General features: G+C 59.6%; 16 protein-coding genes and 2 pseudogenes. 9 read left to right on the top strand and 9 right to left on the bottom strand.

Going from position 1 to position 19422, the window contains the following annotated elements:
- Positions 1-21: 21 nt before the first annotated feature.
- The gene (argJ, locus tag AO268_RS02755) at positions 22-1239 is read right to left on the bottom strand and encodes a bifunctional glutamate N-acetyltransferase/amino-acid acetyltransferase ArgJ (protein WP_076961898.1); all 1218 of its coding nucleotides are present in this window, start codon (positions 1237-1239) and stop codon (positions 22-24) included.
- 120 nt (positions 1240-1359) lie between these two features.
- Positions 1360-4101 (bottom strand): preprotein translocase subunit SecA, encoded by a 2742-nt coding sequence (gene secA, locus AO268_RS02750; protein ID WP_099167842.1) that lies wholly within the window; start codon positions 4099-4101, stop codon positions 1360-1362.
- Between the two features lie 308 nt (positions 4102-4409).
- Between secA and AO268_RS02745 the strand changes: the two genes are divergently transcribed.
- A complete protein-coding gene (locus tag AO268_RS02745; RefSeq protein ID WP_076961896.1) occupies positions 4410-4865 on the top strand; it encodes a DUF721 domain-containing protein in 456 nt (151 codons plus the stop codon).
- A 133-nt stretch (positions 4866-4998) separates the two neighbouring features.
- Here the strand turns inward: AO268_RS02745 and AO268_RS02740 are convergent, their stop codons facing one another.
- Positions 4999-6477 (bottom strand): helicase HerA-like domain-containing protein, encoded by a 1479-nt coding sequence (locus AO268_RS02740; protein ID WP_099167851.1) that lies wholly within the window; start codon positions 6475-6477, stop codon positions 4999-5001.
- Positions 6478-6674: 197 nt separating this feature from the next.
- On the opposite strand from AO268_RS02740, the pseudogene AO268_RS33640 reads away from it, so the two are divergent.
- Together AO268_RS33640 and AO268_RS33635 are read left to right on the top strand one after the other, a co-directional pair.
- Positions 6675-7706 (top strand): annotated as a pseudogene (locus AO268_RS33640) (cache domain-containing protein); the annotation flags it as partial.
- Between the two features lie 93 nt (positions 7707-7799).
- A complete protein-coding gene (locus AO268_RS33635; RefSeq protein ID WP_373562108.1) occupies positions 7800-8564 on the top strand; it encodes a methyl-accepting chemotaxis protein in 765 nt (254 codons plus the stop codon).
- A 45-nt stretch (positions 8565-8609) separates the two neighbouring features.
- Here AO268_RS33635 and AO268_RS02730 read toward each other — a convergent pair whose 3' ends face one another.
- Complete coding sequence (locus AO268_RS02730) at positions 8610-8807, bottom strand: hypothetical protein (protein ID WP_076961894.1); 198 nt, start codon at positions 8805-8807, stop codon at positions 8610-8612.
- Positions 8808-8894: 87 nt separating this feature from the next.
- Positions 8895-9743: a formyltetrahydrofolate deformylase gene (purU, locus tag AO268_RS02725; protein WP_076961893.1), complete on the bottom strand. Its 849-nt coding sequence runs from the start codon at positions 9741-9743 to the stop codon at positions 8895-8897.
- A 349-nt stretch (positions 9744-10092) separates the two neighbouring features.
- On the opposite strand from purU, the gene mvaT reads away from it, so the two are divergent.
- Positions 10093-10467, top strand: a complete 375-nt coding sequence (gene mvaT / locus AO268_RS02720; protein ID WP_029295469.1) for a histone-like nucleoid-structuring protein MvaT — start codon at positions 10093-10095, stop codon at positions 10465-10467.
- A gap of 89 nt (positions 10468-10556) precedes the next feature.
- On the opposite strand, the gene sbcB is transcribed toward mvaT, so the two are convergent.
- Entirely contained in the window at positions 10557-11984 is a 1428-nt protein-coding gene (gene sbcB / locus AO268_RS02715) for an exodeoxyribonuclease I (protein WP_076961892.1), read from the bottom strand.
- 210 nt (positions 11985-12194) lie between these two features.
- Here sbcB and AO268_RS02710 point away from each other — a divergent pair, with 210 nt between their 5' ends.
- The 5 genes from AO268_RS02710 to AO268_RS33960 all read left to right on the top strand — a co-directional run bounded on the left by AO268_RS02710 (position 12195) and on the right by AO268_RS33960 (position 16775).
- The gene (locus AO268_RS02710) at positions 12195-12887 is read left to right on the top strand and encodes an RDD family protein (protein ID WP_076961951.1); all 693 of its coding nucleotides are present in this window, start codon (positions 12195-12197) and stop codon (positions 12885-12887) included.
- Complete coding sequence (locus tag AO268_RS02705; protein WP_099167841.1) at positions 12884-13864, top strand: stage II sporulation protein M; 981 nt, start codon at positions 12884-12886, stop codon at positions 13862-13864. Before AO268_RS02710 ends, AO268_RS02705 begins: the two co-directional genes overlap by 4 nt.
- Positions 13851-15380, top strand: coding sequence for a DUF4129 domain-containing protein (locus AO268_RS02700; RefSeq protein WP_099167840.1), 1530 nt, complete (start codon positions 13851-13853; stop codon positions 15378-15380). The genes AO268_RS02705 and AO268_RS02700 overlap by 14 nt, the downstream gene beginning before the upstream one ends.
- On the top strand, positions 15377-16534 hold the full coding sequence (locus AO268_RS02695; protein ID WP_099167839.1) for a DUF4350 domain-containing protein: 1158 nt from the start codon (positions 15377-15379) through the stop codon (positions 16532-16534). The genes AO268_RS02700 and AO268_RS02695 overlap by 4 nt, the downstream gene beginning before the upstream one ends.
- Before the next feature lie 109 nt (positions 16535-16643).
- Complete coding sequence (locus AO268_RS33960) at positions 16644-16775, top strand: hypothetical protein (RefSeq protein ID WP_428839098.1); 132 nt, start codon at positions 16644-16646, stop codon at positions 16773-16775.
- A 341-nt stretch (positions 16776-17116) separates the two neighbouring features.
- Here AO268_RS33960 and AO268_RS02685 read toward each other — a convergent pair.
- From AO268_RS02685 to AO268_RS32615, 3 genes and pseudogenes are all read right to left on the bottom strand, one after another.
- Positions 17117-18118: pseudogene (locus AO268_RS02685) on the bottom strand (chitinase); the annotation flags it as partial.
- Between the two features lie 40 nt (positions 18119-18158).
- A complete protein-coding gene (locus AO268_RS02680; RefSeq protein WP_076961887.1) occupies positions 18159-18794 on the bottom strand; it encodes a lytic polysaccharide monooxygenase auxiliary activity family 9 protein in 636 nt (211 codons plus the stop codon).
- 372 nt (positions 18795-19166) lie between these two features.
- Positions 19167-19376: a hypothetical protein gene (locus AO268_RS32615; RefSeq protein WP_176561330.1), complete on the bottom strand. Its 210-nt coding sequence runs from the start codon at positions 19374-19376 to the stop codon at positions 19167-19169.
- Between the last annotated feature and the right edge of the window lie 46 nt (positions 19377-19422).

Raw genomic sequence — 19422 nt, 5'->3', positions numbered from 1 at the left:
TGCCAATGCCCCGGGCAGGTATCAAGTACGGTATTCGGCGTTGATCTTCACGTATTCGTGGGACAGGTCGGTGGTCCAGATGGTTTCGCTGCACTCACCACGGCCCAGCTCAATACGGATGGTGATTTCCTCCTGCTGCATCACCGCCGAGCCCTGGGCTTCGGTGTAGGTCTCGGCACGGGCGCCACGGCTGGCGATGCACACATCGCCGAGGAACACGTCGATCTTGCTCACATCCAGGTTCGGCACGCCGGCACGGCCAACCGCCGCGAGGATCCGGCCCCAGTTCGGGTCGGACGCAAACAATGCGGTCTTGATCAGTGGCGAGTGGGCCACGGTGTAGCCGACATCCAGGCATTCCTGGTGATTGCCGCCGCCGTTGACTTGCACGGTGACGAACTTGGTCGCGCCTTCGCCATCGCGCACGATGGCCTGGGCCACGTCCATGCACACCTCAAATACCGCCTGCTTCAACGCTGCGAACAGCGGGCCGTTGGACGAGGTGATTTGCGGCAGGTCGGCTTTACCGGTGGCAATCAACATGCAGCAGTCGTTGGTCGAGGTATCACCGTCGATGGTGATGCGGTTGAACGACTTGTTGGCGCCATCGAGCATCAGGTTTTGCAGCACGTCACGGGAGACATTGGCGTCGGTGGCGATGTAGCCGAGCATGGTCGCCATGTTCGGACGGATCATGCCCGCGCCCTTGCTGATGCCGGTCACGGTCACGGTCACGCCGTCATGCACGAACTGACGGCTGGCGCCCTTGGGCAAGGTGTCGGTGGTCATGATCCCGGTGGCCGCGGCCGCCCAGTTATCCACCGACAGGTCGTCCAGCGCGGCTTGCAGGGCACCTTCGATTTTTTCCACGGGCAACGGCTCGCCGATCACCCCGGTGGAGTACGGCAGCACCTGGCTGGCATCCACACCGGTCAACTCCGCCAGCTTGGCACAAGTGCGCGCGGCAGCGGCCAGGCCAGGCTCGCCGGTGCCGGCGTTGGCATTGCCGGTATTGGTCAGCAGGTAACGCACCGGGCCTTCGACCCGTTGCTTGGCGAGGATCACGGGCGCGGCGCAAAACGCGTTCAGGGTGAACACACCCGCGATGGTCGAGCCTTCGGCACAGCGCATCACTACCACGTCCTTGCGCCCGGGACGCTTGATACCGGCCGAAGCGATACCGAGTTCAAAACCGGCAACCGGGTGCAACGTGGGCAAAGGACCAAGACCAACAGCCATGAATGCGCTCCTTAACGATGTGATGTCTGCACCGTCGTCGTCGACGGTGAATAAATGGCAAAACGCCGCGACGGCTGATGCCGGTCGCGGCGCGGGGTATTGCAGCGTCAGGCAAAAATCTTAGTTGATTTCGCCGTGGCAGTGTTTGAACTTCTTGCCCGAACCGCACCAGCACGGCTCGTTGCGGCCCAGCTTCTGCTCGTTGCGCACCGGCGCCTGGGCCAGGGCCAGGGCCACATCGACCTCTTCGCCCAGCACTTGCGGCGACTCAAGGCCTGGCGCTTCGTCATGCTGGAACTGCATGCGCGCGGCAAGGGCTTCGGCTTCCTGACGCAGACGGGCTTCTTCCTCGATCGGGTCTTCGCGGCGCACCTGAACGTGGGACAGCACACGAATCGAATCGCGCTTGATCGAATCCAGCAGCTCGGAGAACAGCGTGAACGACTCGCGCTTGTATTCCTGCTTCGGGTTCTTCTGGGCGTAGCCACGCAGGTGGATACCGTGACGCAGGTGGTCCATGGTCGACAGGTGGTCTTTCCACAGGTCGTCCAGCACGCGCAGAACGATTTGCTTCTCGAAGGTGCGCAGCGCTTCGGCACTGGCTTGCTCTTCTTTCTCGTTGTACGCGGCCAGCAGTTCGGCCATCAGTTTTTCGCGCAGGGTCTCTTCGTACAGGTGATCGTCTTCGTCGAGCCATTGCTGGACCGGCAAGTCGACACCGAAGTCGCTCTTCAACGCCGCTTCCAGGCCGGCAACATCCCACTGTTCAGGCAGGGACTGTGGCGGGATATGGGCACTGACGGTGGCGTTGAGCACGTCCTGGCGGAAGTCGGCGATGGTTTCGCCAATGTTGTCGGCGGCCAGCAACGTGTTACGCATGTGATAAATCACTTTACGCTGTTCGTTGTTGACGTCATCGAACTCCAGCAGTTGCTTACGAATGTCAAAGTTACGGCCTTCGACCTTGCGCTGGGCCTTTTCAATGGCGTTGGTCACCATGCGGTGCTCGATGGCTTCGCCAGACTGCATCCCCAGGGCCTTCATGAAGTTCTTCACCCGATCCGAGGCAAAGATACGCATCAGGCTGTCTTCCAGGGACAGGTAGAAACGGCTGGAACCGGCGTCACCCTGGCGACCGGCACGGCCACGCAACTGGTTGTCGATACGCCGCGATTCGTGGCGTTCGGATGCGATCACCTGCAAACCACCGGATTCCAGCACCGCTTGGTGACGTTTCTGCCAGTCGGCCTTGATCTGGGCGATCTGCTCAGGGGTCGGGTTGTCCAGGGAGGCCACTTCCACTTCCCAGTTGCCGCCCAACAGGATGTCGGTACCACGACCGGCCATGTTGGTGGCGATGGTCAGCGCGCCTGGACGACCGGCCTGGGCAATGATCTCGGCTTCTTTTTCGTGGAACTTGGCGTTGAGGACCTTGTGCTCGATCCCTTCCTTGTTGAGCAGGTTCGACATGTGCTCGGAGGTTTCGATGGTTGCCGTACCCACCAGGACCGGACGGCCGTGGGTCATGCATTCCTTGATATCGGCGACGATGGCCGCGTATTTCTCGTCCGCGGTCAGGAACACCAGGTCGTTGTAGTCTTTACGCGCCAGTGGCTTGTTCGGCGGGATGACCATCACCGACAGACCGTAGATCTGGTGGAACTCGAACGCTTCGGTATCTGCGGTACCGGTCATGCCGGACAGCTTGTTGTACAGGCGGAAGTAGTTCTGGAAGGTGGTCGAGGCCAGCGTCTGGCTCTCGGCCTGGATATTGAGCACTTCCTTGGCCTCGATGGCCTGGTGCAGGCCTTCGGACAAACGACGACCGGGCATGGTACGGCCGGTGTGCTCGTCGACCAGTACCACCTGGCCGTCCTGGACGATGTATTCGACGTTGCGGTGGAACAGCTTGTGGGCGCGCAGGCCGGCATACACGTGGGTCAGCAGGCCCAGGTTGTGTGCCGAGTACAGGCTTTCGCCTTCGGCCAGCAGGCCGATCTGGGTCAGCATTTCTTCGACGAACTGGTGACCGGCTTCGTTGAGCTCGACCTGGCGGGTCTTCTCGTCGATGGAGTAATGACCTTCTTTGGTCACCACGCCTTCCACTTCCTCGATATGTTGCTCAAGGCGCGGGATCAGCTTGTTGATCTCGGTGTACAGGCGCGAGCTGTCCTCGGCCTGGCCGGAGATGATCAGCGGGGTACGGGCTTCGTCGATCAGGATGGAGTCGACTTCGTCGATCACGGCAAAGTTGAGTTCGCGCTGGAATTTTTCTTCCATGCTGAACGCCATGTTGTCTCGCAGGTAGTCAAAACCGAATTCGTTGTTGGTGCCGTAGGTAATATCGGCAGCGTAGGCGGCGCGCTTCTCTTCCGGCGGCTGGAACGGGGTCACGACGCCGACGCTCAGGCCGAGGAACTCATACAGCGGGCGCATCCAGTTGGCGTCCCGGCGGGCCAGGTAGTCGTTCACCGTCACAACGTGCACGCCCTTGCCGGACAGTGCATTGAGGTAAACGCCCAGGGTTGCCACCAGGGTCTTGCCTTCACCGGTACGCATTTCGGCAATCATGCCTTCATGCAGGGTCATGCCGCCGATCAACTGGACATCGAAGTGGCGCATGCCCATCACCCGCTTGCCGGCTTCGCGGGCGACCGCAAAGGCTTCGGGCAGCAGCTTGTCGAGGGTTTCACCTTTGGCTATGCGGGCCTTGAACTCTTCGGTCTTGGCGCGCAATTGCTCGTCCGACAGGGCAACCATCTGCTCTTCGAGGGCATTGACCAGCTGCACCGTCTTGAGCATGCGTTTGACTTCGCGCTCATTCTTGCTTCCAAAAAGTTTCTTTAACAAAGGCGCAAACATATCGGCAGGTTCTTCCACACATTAGGGATGAAGGGGCGCCCCGTAAGTCGCCCGAGCAGCCCTCACGGCCGCATGCGAACGAGCATTCTACCCGGAAACGAGGGTGAGGAAAGTGGCGTTGTTCCACGATGCAGGCACAGCGTTCCGGGAGGGCTTGTCTAAAATAAGGGCTTTTTGCTGAACTTCAACCCATTCGAGCGAGAAGTTACTTATTGATTTAATGGATAAACTGCTGACAAAGCAATGACCACGGTGCCGCACACGCTTTCTGCTACCATGGCGGCTCTGTTACCTAAGGTGTCTAGATCATGGCATTTCGCCCTCTTACGGCCCGTGCTCCCGCCGTGTTGCTGCGCGAAGCCAAGCCTTTAAAAGCCATCTTTGGCCATGCGCAACGCCTGGGCCATCTGCAACGCCTGCTGGAAAGCCAGCTGCAACCTGCGGCCCGCGAGCACTGCCATGTGGCCTCGTGGCGCGAAGGCACGCTCCTGCTGATCGTCACCGACGGGCATTGGGCGACCCGCCTGCGCTACCAGCAAAAACGCCTGCAGCGCCAGCTACAGGCGTTTGAGGTATTTGAGAGCCTGCTGCGCATCCAGTTCAAGGTCCAGCCACCCACCGTGCCGCAAGGTGCGGTGGGCCATACCATGGATTTGTCGGTGAATGCCGCCGAAACCATCCAGGCGACGGCGGACGGGATTACAGATCCGAAGTTGCGCGCGGCGCTGGAGCGCTTGGCCAGTCATGCCAAGCCCAAGGCCTGAAAACTGCACAACCTAAATAGTGTAGGAGCGGGCTTGCCCGCGATGGCGATGTAACAGTCAACAGAGGTATCGACTGGCACACCGTCATCGCGGGCAAGCCCGCTCCCACATTGAGTTGCATAGACCTTGCTGGCTACTTGCGCTTGCTACCGCCAAGCAAAGACCCCAGCAGCCCACGCACCAACTGACGCCCCATCTGGTTGGCCGCCTGCTGCATCGCTGACTTGAGGGCCTTGCCCGCAGCCGTGCCCAGGAACGCCCCGGCCTTGTCGGTGAAGCTCGGCTCTTCAGCGGCAGGCGCGGCCCCCTCCTCTGGCCCCAGCGCCTTGCGGGCCATCAGCACCTCATAGGCTGACTCCCGATCAACCGGCTTATCGTAGCGCCCCAACAGCGACGAACTGGCGATCAATGCCGCGCGCTCGGCGGCGGTCAACGGCCCGATCCGCGATTGCGGCGGCGCGACCAGCACCCGCTGGACCACCTCTGGCGTACCTTTTTCCTGCAGCGTGCCCACCAGCGCCTCACCCGTACCCAGCTCGGTCAACACCGCCAGCGCATCGAACGCCGGGTTAGGCCGGAAACCATCCGCCACCGCCCGCAGGGATTTTTGCTCCTTGGTGGTAAACGCCCGCAGCCCATGCTGGATCCGCAAGCCCAACTGGGCCAGTACGTTGTCCGGCAAGTCGCCCGGCGACTGGGTGACAAAATACACCCCCACGCCTTTGGAACGAATCAGCCGTACCACTTGCTCCAGGCGGTCCTGCAAGGCCTTGGGGGTATCGGCAAACAGCAAATGCGCCTCGTCGAAAAACAGCGCCAGCAGCGGCTTGTCGGCGTCGCCGCGCTCCGGCAACTGCTCGAACAACTCCGCCAGCAACCACAGCAGGAAGGTCGCGTAGACCTTGGGCGACTCGTGCACCAGGCGGCTGGCATCCAGCAGGTGAATACGCCCCCGCCCATCGCTGGCCGGTTGCAGAATATCTTCCAGTTGCAGCGCCGGCTCGCCGAACAGGGCCTCGGCGCCCTGCTGTTCCAGCACGGCCAGGCGCCGCAGCAAAGCCTGGCTGGAGCCGGTGGTCATCAGGGCCGCATCTTCACCCAACAGCTCGGGATGGAACTTGAGGTGATTGAGCAGGGCCTTGAGGTCCTTGAGATCCAGCAGCAGCAAGCCCTCGCGATCGGCCACTTTAAACGCCGCATATAACGTCGACTGCTGGCTGTCGGTCAGTTCCAACAGACTGCCCAGCAACAGTGGGCCCATTTCACTCAAGGTTGTACGAAGCGGATGACCGGACTGACCGTGGATATCCCACAACGTTACCGGATACGCCTTAGGCACGTAATTCAGGAACGGCATGCCGGCAATACGCTCGGCCACCTTGCCTTGAGGGTTACCCGCGGCGCCCAGGCCACACAGGTCACCTTTGATATCTGCGGCGAACACCGCGACCCCGGCATCGCTGAATGCCTCCGCCAGCCGCTGCAACGTCACGGTCTTGCCCGTGCCCGTGGCACCGGCGATCAGGCCATGGCGGTTAGCCAGGCGCATGGCCTGGGCGATAGGTTGGCCTTCGAGGTCTGCACCAATAAGAAGTTGCGAGGAGTCAGGCATTTTGTCACCCATGATTAATCTTTAGCGCTGCACGGTCGATACAGACAAAGCGAGAGACCCAAAAAGTCTAAAAAAGTTAGACCAGATAATTCCTGCAGGAGCAGATGGAAATATCACACTTTATTTAACGCTGCCATTTGTGCGTTTCCATAAAAGACGCGCCTCGGACATTAAGACCTTAGCGGACACGACAAGCCATGAATAAAAATCTGCGCTTCAGCCACAAAATCCTGCTTGCAGCCGCCCTTATCGTCATTGCCGCATTTGCGTTGTTCACGTTGTATAACGACTACCTGCAACGCAACGCGATTCGCGACGACCTCGACAGCTATCTACATGAAATGGGCGACGTCACCGCCAGCAATATCCAGGGCTGGCTGACCGGACGCATTGTCCTGGTGGAAAACGCCGCCCAGAACATCGCCATCAACCCCGAGCCGACAGTGGTCGCCAGCCTGCTGGAGCAGAAAGCCTTGACGTCATCGTTCATGGCCACCTACCTGGGTGACAGCAAAGGCGGCTTCACCATTCGCCCCGATGCCAAGATGCCCGACGGCTTCGACCCCCGCGCACGCCCCTGGTACAAGGGCGCCCAGGCCAGCAATGGTTCGACCTTGACCGAACCCTATATCGACGCGGCCACTGGCCAGTTGATCATTTCCATCGCCACCCCCAGCAGCAAGGCCGGGCAAAGCGTCGGCGTGGTGGGCGGCGACCTGAGCCTGCAAACCCTGGTGGACAACATCGGCGCGCTGAACTTCGGCGGCATGGGCTATGCGTTCCTGATCAGTGCCGACGGCAAGATCCTGGTCCACCCGGACAAAAGCCTGGTGATGAAGACCCTGGGCGAGGCTTACCCGAACCAGCCCATTAAAATCAATACTGACTTCAACGAAATCGAGACCGGCGACAAAACCCGCATCGTCACCTTCGCCCCGATCAAGGGCTTGCCGTCGGTAAACTGGTATGTCGGTCTGTCGGTAGATAAAGACAAATCCTTCGCCATGCTCCGCGAATTCCGCACCTCAGCCATCATTGCCACCGTGATTGCCGTGGCGATCATCATCGCGTTGCTGGGCATGCTGATCCGCGTGTTGATGCAGCCGCTGCATATCATGACCCGGGCCATGGAAGACATTGCCGATGGCGAAGGCGACCTGACGCGCCGCCTGACTATCCAGAACCATGACGAATTCGGCATCCTCGGCAAAGCCTTCAACCGCTTTGTGGAGCGGATTCATACCTCGATTCGCGAAGTATCCTCCGCCACCGGCCAGGTCAATGAAGTGGCACTGCGCGTGGTCAGCGCCTCCAACTCGTCGATGGTCAACTCCGACGAACAGGCCAACCGTACCAATAGCGTCGCCGCGGCGATCAACCAGTTGGGTGCCGCCGCCCAGGAAATTGCCCGTAACGCCGCCCAGGCCTCGCACCAGGCCAGCGATGCGCGCCACCTGGCCGAAGATGGCCAGCACGTGGTGGAGCGCAATATCAAGGCCATGACCCAACTGTCCGAGATGATCAGCGCCTCCAGCAGCAATATCGAGGCACTCAACAGCAAGACCGTGAATATCGGGCAGATCCTTGAAGTGATCACCAGTATTTCCCAGCAAACCAACCTCCTGGCGCTCAACGCGGCCATCGAGGCGGCGCGAGCCGGGGAAGCCGGGCGCGGGTTTGCGGTAGTGGCCGACGAGGTGCGCAACCTGGCCCATCGCACGCAGGAATCGGCGCAACAGGTGCAAAAGATGATCGAGGAGCTGCAAGTCGGCGCCCGGGAGTCGGTCAGCACCATGAGCGAAAGCCAGCGCCACAGCCTCGACAGCGTGGAGATCGCCAACCTCGCCGGCGAACGCCTGAGCAGCGTGACTCAGCGCATCGGGGAGATCGACGGCATGAACCAATCGGTGGCCACCGCGACTGAAGAGCAGACCTCGGTGGTGGAGTCGATCAACATCGATATCACCGAAATCAATACGCTCAATCAGGAAGGCGTGGAAAACCTGCAATCCACCTTGCGCGCCTGTTCCGACCTGGAGCAGCAGGCGGCGCGCTTGAAACAACTGGTGGGTAGCTTCCGTATCTGATGTAGGAGCTGTCGAGCCTGAGCGAGGCTGCGATAGCGCCCACATTCAACCTGCGTTGTTTGTGTCAGGGCCGGGCTTGTCGTACGGCTCTGACGCTTCCTGCAACTGCTCCCACAACCGGGCGGCATCGGGGAAGTCCGTGCCGTCCTCGGCATCCAGGGCATCCGGGTCATAGCGGCTCAAGCAGCCCTCACCCAAGGTGGCGGGTGCCTTGGACGTGGCTTTATCCAGGGGATCAGCCATGGTTCGATCCTCGTAGTTGATACATATAAAAAGGGCCTGGGGTGATTTAACGCCCAGGCCCTTTTTACTTCAACCCGAAACCGCCGATCAGAACACCACGGTCTTGTTGCCGTGCACCAGCACGCGGTCTTCCAGGTGATAGCGCAGGCCACGGGCCAGGACCATCTTCTCGACGTCACGCCCGAAGCGCACCATGTCTTCAATGCTGTCGCTGTGGCTGACACGTACCACGTCCTGTTCGATGATCGGACCTGCGTCCAGCTCTTCGGTGACGTAGTGGCAGGTTGCACCAATCAGCTTCACGCCGCGCAGGGAGGCCTGGTGGTACGGCTTGGCCCCGACAAACGACGGCAGGAAGCTGTGGTGGATGTTGATCACCTTGCCTGCATAGGCGCGACACAGTTCCGGCGGCAGGATTTGCATGTAGCGCGCCAGTACCACGACGTCGGCTTCATGCTGCTCGACCAGGCGCGAGACTTCAGTGAAGGCCGGCTGTTTATTCTGCGAATCGACCGGCACGTGGTAGTACGGAATGCCATGCCACTCCACCATGCTGCGCAGGTCGTCGTGGTTGGAAATCACACAGGCGATCTCACAGTCCAACTCATCGCTGTGCCAGCGGTGCAGCAAGTCCGCCAGGCAATGGGATTCGCGGCTGGCCATCAGCACCACGCGCTTTTTTTGTTCGGTGTCGGTGATGCGCCAGGTCATGGAAAACTCTTCGGCGATAGGCGCAAATGCCTCACGAAACGCCTCCAGGCCAAAGGGCAATGTGTCGGCACGAATTTCGTGGCGCATGAAAAACCAGCCACTGAGATTGTCCGAGTGATGGCTCGCTTCGGTGATCCAGCCGTTGTGGGAGGCCAGAAAGTTACTGACTTTAGCGACGATACCAACCCGATCCGGGCAAGCAATCACCAGACGAAAAGTGCGCATTAGGGGCAAACTCCAGAACTTCGCAAAGGCCGCCATTCTAGCGACACCGTAGAAAAACTGCAGTATTCCTCAACGCTTATTCGAGCGATTCCTTGCGGTGCCCCTAAACAGCATAAGGTTTTTACCTGAGCACTATGTCAACCCAAGCATCTGTTACCGCAATTAGCCTAGATCTAATGAGAATATCTTTAGCCGGTTGAGCGTACTAAAAAATGCATTCCCGGCTTTCCCCTAGAAACAACCAAAGTAAATTACGTAAAACCGAGCTTAAATGTTTACTTGGGGAAACTGTCTGACTATTATTAAGCCACTATCCCTGTCCCTCAGCGCCCCTTATAAGGTAGTCCACATGTCCCTGATCAACGAATACCGTGCCACCGAAGAAGCGATCAAAGAGCTGCAAGCCCGTTTGAAGAACCTGTCCCAAGACGACAAACTGCAAACCGAGCTGGAATTCGAAGGCAAATTGCGCACCCTGATGGGTGAGTACTCCAAATCCCTGCGTGACATCATCGCGCTGCTGGATCCAGAATCGAAAGTTAAAGCACCACGCGGCGCCGTAAAAGTTACCGGCACCAAGCGCGCGCGCAAGGTCAAGCAATACAAAAACCCGCACAACGGCGAAGTGATTGAAACCAAAGGTGGCAACCACAAGACTCTGAAAGAGTGGAAAGCCAAGTGGGGCGGTGACGTGGTTGAAGGCTGGGCCACCCTGCTGGGCTAAGGCTCGCCAGGTCGTCACCTGATTCGTGACACACTAAAAAACGCCAGCTTGCTGGCGTTTTTTTATTGCCCGCTTTTATGAAAGACCGATTACAGGCTCAGGCGCTGGCATAAAGCGTCAGCATATTCCTGCCACTCATCCAGCACCTGACGCTGAAACGATGTAGCACTAGCGTCCAATTCATGCCTGGCCTTATTAAAACTCTCCAGGGTATTGGGCGCACCGTAATCTGCATCTGACAAGCGTTGCTGACAGAATAATTTCCAGCGTTGTTGCTCTTCACTGTCCAGGGTGGACGTAAAGTTACGGGCACGATAGCGAAACAATAATTCCGGCAAACGATGATCATCGAAAGGCCATTGCTGGCGTGCTAGTTGCGCCGGTTCTGCGCTGCGCACTTGTTCACATAAACGCCGATCCCGATCACCAATAAAACCATCGTAGAGCTGCTGCTCCGGGTCGGCGCTCGCAGCAAAACCTTCTTCGGCATAAATCGCCGGCAATTTATCCCGCCAAAGTTCCTGTGCGTCAGTTAGTCGCAGCGCCCGGGCCTGATATTCACCCATGTCCAGGTTCAAACGCTGCTGGTCTTGCGCCCGCAACACACTCAACGGTGCGACCACCGGGCAACGATTGATGTGCACCAATTTGAGCGGCACCGGTAACTCGCCTTCGGCCAACTCATCGCGCCGGGTATACAGACGCTGGCGCAGGGTATCGGCATCCAGGTCCAGCAGCCCCTGTGGGTCGAGCCCCAGGTCACAGACAATCAACGCGTTGCGATTGCGCGGATGCCAGGCCAGCGGCAGGACCACCCCCAGGTAATGGCGCTCGGCGGAGAAACGCCCGGAAATATGCACCATGGGCTGCAACAGACGGATTTGATCCATGACCCGTTGCTTGCTACGCAGTTGAAACAACCAATCGTACAATTTGGGCTGTTTGTCCCGGACCAGGCGCGCCAGGGCAATGGTGGCACGCACGTCGGCCAAAGCCTCGTGAGCCTGGCCATGGTCAATGCCGTTGGCCGCTGTCAGGCGCTCCAGCTTGAGGGTCACGCGCCCGTCCTGCTCGGGCCAGACGATGCCGTCGGGGCGCAGGGCATAGGCCGTGCGCAGCACATCGATCAAGTCCCAGCGGCTGTTGCCGCCCTGCCATTCCCGGGCATAGGGGTCGAAAAAATTGCGATACAAACTGTAGCGGGTCATTTCATCGTCGAAACGCAGGGTGTTGTAACCCGCGCCGCAAGTGCCGGGGGCCGCCAGCTCGGCATGCACCCGGGTCATGAAATCGGCTTCGGCCAGGCCTTTTTCCGCCAGCTGGCCGGGGGTAATGCCAGTGATCATGCACGCCGCCGGGTGCGGCAGGATATCGTCGCTGAGCTGGCAATAAAGGTTGACCGGCGGCCCTACCTCATTGAGGTCAAGGTCGGTGCGAATCCCGGCAACCTGCAACGGACGGTCGCTGCGCGGGTTGATGCCGGTGGTTTCATAGTCGTACCAGAAGATCGAGGTCACGGGCTATTCCTGTGCTGAAGACCGACAAAGTCTAGGCGCTGGATGCCGCCCGGGGCCAGCACCATGTGTACTGGATAAATATGCAGTGAAACCTTGGCACATTTTCAGGTGTTACTTCCAGCGACGACACTGCTAGCATCGACCTCTCAATTTGCCGGCTGCCCGATGAGGTTGCCCATGCCCAGCCACGCCGCACTGCCAGGGAACGCAATGCCCACCGTACCATTGGACACCCGCTACCAGATCGAGACCCCGGAAGGCATCGACCTGCCCTTGCGCCCCGCCGGGCTGATGCCCCGCGCACTCGCATTCGGGTTCGACCTGGGCCTGCGCGGCCTGATCCTCGGCATCCTGTTCATCGCCCTGGCCTTTCTCGGCAACCTGGGCATCGGCCTGGGCTCGATCCTGCTGTTCCTCGTCAGTTGGTGGTACATGGTGCTGTTTGAAGTACTCAACCAGGGCTGCTCGCCAGGCAAGCAGATCATGGGCCTGCGCGTGGTACAGGATGACGGCACGCCCATTGGCTGGTCCGCGTCCCTGATCCGCAACCTGCTGCGTTTTGTCGATATGCTGCCGTTCGGCTACTTCCTCGGCGCCATCAGTTGCCTGCAACACCCCCACTTCAAACGCCTGGGCGACATCGCGGCCGGCACCCTGGTGATTTATCGCGAACAGCCCCTGGCCCGCCCCCAACTGCCCCAGGCCCCGGCCTTGCGCCTGCCTTTTGCCCTTGAGCTGAACGAGCAGCGTGCGATTCTGGGTTTTGCCGAGCGCCAGGGTGAACTCTCCACCGAACGGACCCACGAGCTGGCCGCAATTCTGGCCACGCCCCTGCAGGTTTCCCCCGCACGCGCCGTGGAACAACTCAATGGCGTGGCCCGCGGCCTGTTGGGGCCGACATGAAGCAAAGCCTGTTTGAAACCCGTCACCAGCCGCACTGGCAGGCATTTGCCACGCAACTGGCCCTGCTTGAGCAAGGCAAGGCCAAGGCCCAGGACCTGACGCACTTCCCCCAGGATTACCGCCGCCTGTGCCAGCACCTGGCGCTGGCACAGCAACGCGGCTACAGCAGCTACCTGATCGACCCGCTGCAACAACTGGCCCTGCGCGGCCATCAACAGCTGTACCGCCATCGCAGCCAGCTCGGCGCCAAGGTCCTGGGCTTCCTGCTCGCGGATTTCCCCCGCACGGTTCGTGAACAATGGCGCTTCGTGCTGGTGGCCAGCCTGCTGTTCTTTGGCAGCCTGATCGGCATTGCGTTGCTGGTCTACCTGTTCCCCGACTTGATCTACGCCATCGTCAGCCCCCAACAAGTGACCGAAATGCAAGGCATGTACGACCCCGACGCCAGCCGCCTGGGGCGCGCGGCCGAGCGGGCATCGAGCGAGGACTGGATGATGTTCGGCTACTACGTCATGCACAACATCGGCATCGCATTCCAGACCTTCGCCGGCGGCTTGCTGTTTGGCCTGGGCAGCGTGTTTTTCCTGTTCTTCAATGGCCTGATGATCGGGGCCATCGCCGGGCACCTGACCGAAATCGGCTACGGGCAAACCTTCTGGTCCTTTGTCATTGGCCACGGTGCTTTCGAGCTGACGGCCATCGCCCTGGCCGGTGCGGCCGGCCTGCAACTGGGCTGGGGCCTGATCGCGCCGGGAGCATTGCCCCGGGGTGAGGCACTGCGCCTGGCAGCCCGTAAAAGCGTGCAGATGATCTGTGGCGTGATTGTCTTCCTGCTGATCGCGGCCTTTATAGAAGCCTATTGGTCCTCGACCACCGCCGTGGAGCCCTGGGGCAAATACCTGGTGGGCGCCGCGTTCTGGGCGATGGTGATTGCCTATCTGCTGTTCGCCGGTCGGAGTCGTCATGCGCCTGAGTGACGCCAGTGTGGTGATCCGCCCCCGCACCTCATGGGAAGCCATGGACCTCGGGGTGTTGCTGGCCCGTGAACACCGCGTGCTGTTAATGAGCAGTTGGGCCCTGGTCAGCCTGCCGGTCTTTATCCTGATCAGCCTTGTGCTGTGGGACTACCCGTCTGTCACCATGCTGGTGTTCTGGTGGCTGAAACCAGCCTTTGAGCGCCTGCCGCTGTATATCCTGTCCAAGGCCCTGTTTGGCGAGACACCCACCCTCAAGCAGGCGCTACGCCAATGGCCCCGCCTGCTCAGGGGGCAACTGCTGGCCAGCCTGACCTGGAGGCGCTTTAGCCTCAGCCGCAGCTTTGCCATGCCCGTGATGCAACTTGAAGGCCTCGGCGGCCAGGCCCGTCAACAACGGCTGGGGGTACTGCTGCAACACAATGGCGGCGCGGCGCGCTGGCTGACGCTGATCGGCATGCACCTGGAAAGCACGCTGTGGCTTGGCTTGATGGCCCTGTTCTACCTGCTCCTGCCGCAACAGATAGAGCTGGACTGGGACTGGCAGCAACTGGCACTGGCCAGCGACCAGGACTGGCTCTGGCTGGAACACCTGAGCAATGCCTTGTACGCCCTGATCCTGGTGTTCTGGGAGCCGATCTATGTGGCCTGTGGCTTCAGCCTCTACCTCAACCGGCGTACCGTGCTTGAAGCCTGGGACCTGGAACTGGTGTTCCGCCGTTTGCGCCAGCGCCTGGGGTCGGCAGCCGCCGCCCTGCTGCTGGCTGTCGGCCTGCTGCTGATCCCGCCAACGCCCCACGCCATGGCCGATCAACCCGCGCCCGCCAAACCCTTGAGTACGCCGGTCGCCAGCCAGGCGATCAAGCGCCTGCTGGAACACCCCCCGTTCAAGAACCCGGAAACCGTTACCCGCTACCGCTTCGGCGAGGAAAAACCCCTGCACAAACCCAAGACCCCGGGTGATGCCCAGTTGCCCGCCTGGCTTAAGTCCCTACTGGACAACCTCAACAGCGACACCTTCAAGGCCCTGGCCCTGGTCATGGAGGTGTTGCTCTGGGGCGTGCTGATCGCCGGCATTGCCCTGGTTGCCTGGCGCTATCGTGACTGGCTACACGCCTTTGTCAGCCGTCGCCGCGCCCCCCGGCCTAGCGTCGACCAGCCCGTGCCGTCACAACTGTTCGGCCTGGACATGGGCGTGGAGACCTTGCCCGAGGATATTGCCAGTACCGCCGAGCAACTGTGGGCCACGCAACCCCGCGAAGCCCTTGGCCTGCTCTATCGCGGCCTGCTTAGCCGATTGCTGCATGACTTCAACCTGCCACTGAAAAACGCCGATACCGAAGGCCAGGTCCTGGAGCGTGTGCGCCACTTGCAACAGCCGCAATTGCTGGCATTCAGCGACGACCTGACCCGGCACTGGCAAAACCTTGCCTATGGCCATCGCACGCCCCCGCCCCTGGCCCAACAACAGCTCTGCAACCATTGGCGCAGCCTGTTCGACAGCGAGGCCACGCGATGAACCGGCCGCTGATCTGGGTCGGGCTGATCCTGGCCTGCTTGCTGACAGCCGGGGGCTTCTACACCTGGCACAGGGCCACGCCCTACGACGAAGTGGTCGACCGTGGCCCATCACCCGAAGCCCAGGCCAATCCCTACCTGGCAGCGGAACATTTTCTGCGCCAACAAGGCCTGGCCGTCGAGCATGCCCACAGCCTGGAGCGCCTGGCCACCCTGCCTGCCAAGGACAACAGCCTGCTGTTGCTCAGCGCGCGCAGCAACATGACCCCGCGCCAGGTTGACCAGTTGCTGGAGTGGACCCAGGCTGGCGGCCATCTGCTACTGGTGGCCGAAGCCATATGGGATGAAGAAACCCAGGACAGCAGCGACCTGCTGCTCAACCGCCTGCAGTTGCGCCAGGCGTTCAGCGACGACTTCGACCAGCCGCCCTCCGCTCGCAAGGGCAAGCAACCGGACCTCACACGGCTCTATGTCGATAACGAAACCGCACCCGCCTTCTTCAGTTTCGACACGGACTTCACACTGATCGACCCCAGGCACCTGGCACAGTTTTCGGCCAACAGCGCCAAGTCCAGCCACCTGATGCAACTCAATCTCGGGCGCGGCCGTGTGACGGTGATCACCGACAGCGAGCTGTGGAAAACCCCGGCCATCGGCTTGCACGACAATGCCTGGTTGCTGTGGTACCTGACCCAGGGCAGCGGAGTCACCCTGCTGTCCAACACCGACGCCGAAAACCTATTGAGCCTGTTACTGCGTTACTTCCCCCAGGCCCTGCTGGCACTCGCCGCCTTGATCCTGCTGGGATTGTGGCGAGCCGGAGTACGCCAGGGGCCGATCCAGGCGCCGTCCCCGAAAGCCCGCCGGCAATTGCAGGAACACTTGAATGCCAGTGCCGACTTCCTGTTGCGCCGCAGCGGGCAAAACAGCCTGTTACAAGCCTTGCAGCGGGACATCCTGCGCACCGCTCGCCGCCGCCATCCTGGGTTCGAGCAGCTGGACACCGCCGGGCAATGGCAGGCGCTTGAACGCCTGACCCGCCAACCCGCTTCACTTATCAGCCAGGCCCTCGGCCCACTCCCGGCAAAGCGGCTTTCCAGCGCCGACTTCAGCCGCCAGGTGGCCTGCCTGCAAACGCTCAGGAATGCCCTATGATCCGGTACTTGAAAACCGTTGGATCCCTGCCATAGTGAAATCGAAACCTTAGAAGCCCATAGGTCTTGGTAATGAGCAATGGGTATCTGTTCAGTGCAGGAGACGGCAGATGGAGCTTGTGTGGGCTACTGAGGATTTCGTAATTGCCGGGCAGCCCTATGCGGGGTTCACGCTTGTTGTAGATGGCCTTGTGCAGCAGAATTTCCCGCAGCTTCGACCAATGCTCATCACTGAACAGTAATCGGGGCATTGCAAGCTCGTATTGGGGGGGGGGGGGAGAACTATAACGATACGAGCTTGTTCTTATGTATCAATGACTTAGATAGAAACGGGAACAGCCCCCAGGAATACCAACAGAAAACGAGCAAAGCAAATTCATAGAAAGCTGGATGTAGGTTTAAGCGTGACACAAAAAATCCGATGCCCGAACAGGCACCGGATTTTATTTCATAAAGCCAACAGTCAGATCATAAGCACAGCTGCTTGACATCAGACACGTCTGCCAGATGCCTCTTTGAGCTACTGCCGATTGGCGACTTCAAGATCCGCCTCATCCTGCCCGAGGCCAGAGAGATGAGTGCCGTTGATCATCGGCCCATAACGGCTGCTGAATTCCCAGTTGTAGGGCACGTGGTCTTTGCTGGTCCCGTTGTCCCAATTTACCGACCAGGTCATCAGGCCCTTGATCGACATTCCTTTGTCGTACAAACGCTTGAATGCATTGGTCACGGCTGTGGGGTTGATCACATAACCGGTGGCGGCCGCGTCGACGTTGGCGGGGAGGCCAATGACGAACTTGTCCGCTGGGATCTTGGTAAACCCGCGCGTTCCGCTCACCAGACTTTCGGTCAGGTAAAACAGGAAATCCTCTTTCATCGCGTCGTTGTTCTGGGCAATCCAGGCGCCGTTGCCGTTGTTGACCTCTTGCACCCAGATCCCGTCGCCACCCTGGTTGTAATATTGCGGGGCGATGAAGTCGTAATAGCCTTCCAGCGCCTGGATGTAACCGACGTATTTGCCGGCAGTGGTCAGGTACGGAAACTCCGGCGCCATACTGATGATGAAGTGTTTGCCTTCACCGGCGTAGTGGTCCTTGACCAGTTTCAACGCGGCGGGCAGGACAGTCTTGTTGTCGGCGAAATCAATCGCGCTCTGTTCAAGATCGATATCCAGGCCATCAAAGCCATAGGTTTCCACCAGGCGGATAATCTCGTTGGCCAGTGGTTGTTCGTTGCCTTTATGCAGCTCGATGTGCGCATCGGCGCCGCCAAGGGAAATCAACACCGCCCTGCCCTGGCTGTTCAGCACGCCCACCTGGCGGCGGAACTCGGCGTCGGACAGGTTGTACGGCTTGAAGGTTGGGATACCGTTGCCCTTCATGAAGGCCACGGCCACCACGCTGTAATCCCTTGGTACGTCGACCAGGTTCATGTTGGCGAACTGGCCACGCTGGTAGCCGTCGCTTGGGCCGGCAGGCCAGTTGTGCCAGAAGCCCATGAGGATCTTTTTGCCGGCAATGCTCGGCATCAGCGAAGCAGCATCGCTCAGCGGTGATTTCAGTAAGGTAAAGTCAATCTTTGACATGTTCTAATCCTTCAGAACGTGTGGGTTTAACGGCGCGGGCTTATTTGAAGTCCACGTCGAAGGCTTGATAAAAGGCGTTGCCAGTGTTGGCGACGATCCACATCAACACGATCACATGCTGGCCCTTTTTGTTAGCCGGCAGTTTCACTTCGTGATTGACCTTGGCCTTCAGTTCCCCTGCATGGCTGTAGTACGGCACCTGGGTATAGAAGTCTTCGGCGAACGGCTGGGTTTCCAGTTGTGCACGGGTAATGCGCTGTTTCGGATCCCAGCCATCCTTGGTGATCAGCCAGCGATAGCCACGGGTGGTATGCGCTGCGGTGTATTCCCAGGTGACCTTGAAGGTCTGACCCGGGTCGACATTGAGCAGCGGCCAGGTGAAGGCGCGGTTGAGTTTCTTGGCCATTTCCTCGTTGGTGAAGTTGATGCAGTCACGGGCATCGGTCTTGCCGCCGCTGAGGATGAAGCCGTCGGCTGGTGGGGTGACGCTGTCACTGTCGGTTTGATAAGGCGCCGGGAACGGACCGGCAACCAATGCCGGGAAGTTCTTGCCGCCTTCCATTTCATTGACCTGCCAGGTAGCCAACAGGCCGAGATCCACGGCGACTGCGCCACGGCTGGAAGGGGACGTGACACGACCATGGCGAAGAGGTGTCTGGGTTTGTGGTTTGTTCATGTGTTACTCCATTGAGATTGATTAAGAACTCTCCTTTCTTGAAGGAGAGGACTTCAAACTAACGGAGTTACTTTTTTTTTCCACAGGCCCATTTTTCACTCATTTTCGTTTCATGAGAGCACCGACCTGAAAACACTGGATATAAAACCAGTATTATGGAAATAACCTACGCGACTAAAGGTCGATTTCCTACAACGCTAGGCGCAAATCAACACAGTCTCTCTCGTAAATCGCCTTATCCCGTTCGTAAGGGATGGCCATTTGCATGGGATGAAGCATTGGTCTGGGCGCGCGGGATAGCAGTGGGGCGATGCAGTTTTGGAATCGGCTTTATCGCTTCCCCAAGCATCAGGTAATGCCAGGAATCGCAGATCAGTTGGTCGCGACCAAAGCGGCGAGCGTGCTCAGCAACGTAATGCCAGCCAGTCGCCCTGTCGCGCCAAGCAACGCGCAATTTTTATGTTCTGTCCGCATCGAGGTGCAAGACGGAATGCCTCCGAGCTCTATCAGTTGCTGACGGACGCTGGTGTTGAAGAGATCGAAATCGGATGAGATAAAATTCGGCTTACCTTTTGAGTCCATGTCGTTAGGCTACTGACTATCGAAGCCACTTTTGTTCGCGATGGCA

It is taken from the genome of Pseudomonas sp. ICMP 8385 (assembly GCF_002699915.1).
Taxonomy (GTDB): Bacteria; Pseudomonadota; Gammaproteobacteria; order Pseudomonadales; family Pseudomonadaceae; genus Aquipseudomonas; species Aquipseudomonas gessardii.
This window is presented reverse-complemented; position numbering and strand designations above follow the sequence as displayed.

Coding starts and splice junctions, on each gene's coding strand:
- AO268_RS02705 (WP_099167841.1), top strand. CDS start 12,884: ATGAAGCAAAGCCTGTTTGAAACCCGTCACCAGCCGCACTGGCAGGCA.
- AO268_RS02740 (WP_099167851.1), bottom strand. CDS start 6,477: ATGCCTGACTCCTCGCAACTTCTTATTGGTGCAGACCTCGAAGGCCAA.
- mvaT (WP_029295469.1), top strand. CDS start 10,093: ATGTCCCTGATCAACGAATACCGTGCCACCGAAGAAGCGATCAAAGAG.
- AO268_RS32615 (WP_176561330.1), bottom strand. CDS start 19,376: ATGGACTCAAAAGGTAAGCCGAATTTTATCTCATCCGATTTCGATCTC.
- AO268_RS02730 (WP_076961894.1), bottom strand. CDS start 8,807: ATGGCTGATCCCCTGGATAAAGCCACGTCCAAGGCACCCGCCACCTTG.
- AO268_RS02695 (WP_099167839.1), top strand. CDS start 15,377: ATGAACCGGCCGCTGATCTGGGTCGGGCTGATCCTGGCCTGCTTGCTG.
- argJ (WP_076961898.1), bottom strand. CDS start 1,239: ATGGCTGTTGGTCTTGGTCCTTTGCCCACGTTGCACCCGGTTGCCGGT.
- secA (WP_099167842.1), bottom strand. CDS start 4,101: ATGTTTGCGCCTTTGTTAAAGAAACTTTTTGGAAGCAAGAATGAGCGC.
- AO268_RS33960 (WP_428839098.1), top strand. CDS start 16,644: ATGGAGCTTGTGTGGGCTACTGAGGATTTCGTAATTGCCGGGCAGCCC.
- AO268_RS02745 (WP_076961896.1), top strand. CDS start 4,410: ATGGCATTTCGCCCTCTTACGGCCCGTGCTCCCGCCGTGTTGCTGCGC.
- AO268_RS02680 (WP_076961887.1), bottom strand. CDS start 18,794: ATGAACAAACCACAAACCCAGACACCTCTTCGCCATGGTCGTGTCACG.
- AO268_RS33635 (WP_373562108.1), top strand. CDS start 7,800: ATGGTCAACTCCGACGAACAGGCCAACCGTACCAATAGCGTCGCCGCG.
- AO268_RS02710 (WP_076961951.1), top strand. CDS start 12,195: ATGCCCACCGTACCATTGGACACCCGCTACCAGATCGAGACCCCGGAA.
- purU (WP_076961893.1), bottom strand. CDS start 9,743: ATGCGCACTTTTCGTCTGGTGATTGCTTGCCCGGATCGGGTTGGTATC.
- AO268_RS02700 (WP_099167840.1), top strand. CDS start 13,851: ATGCGCCTGAGTGACGCCAGTGTGGTGATCCGCCCCCGCACCTCATGG.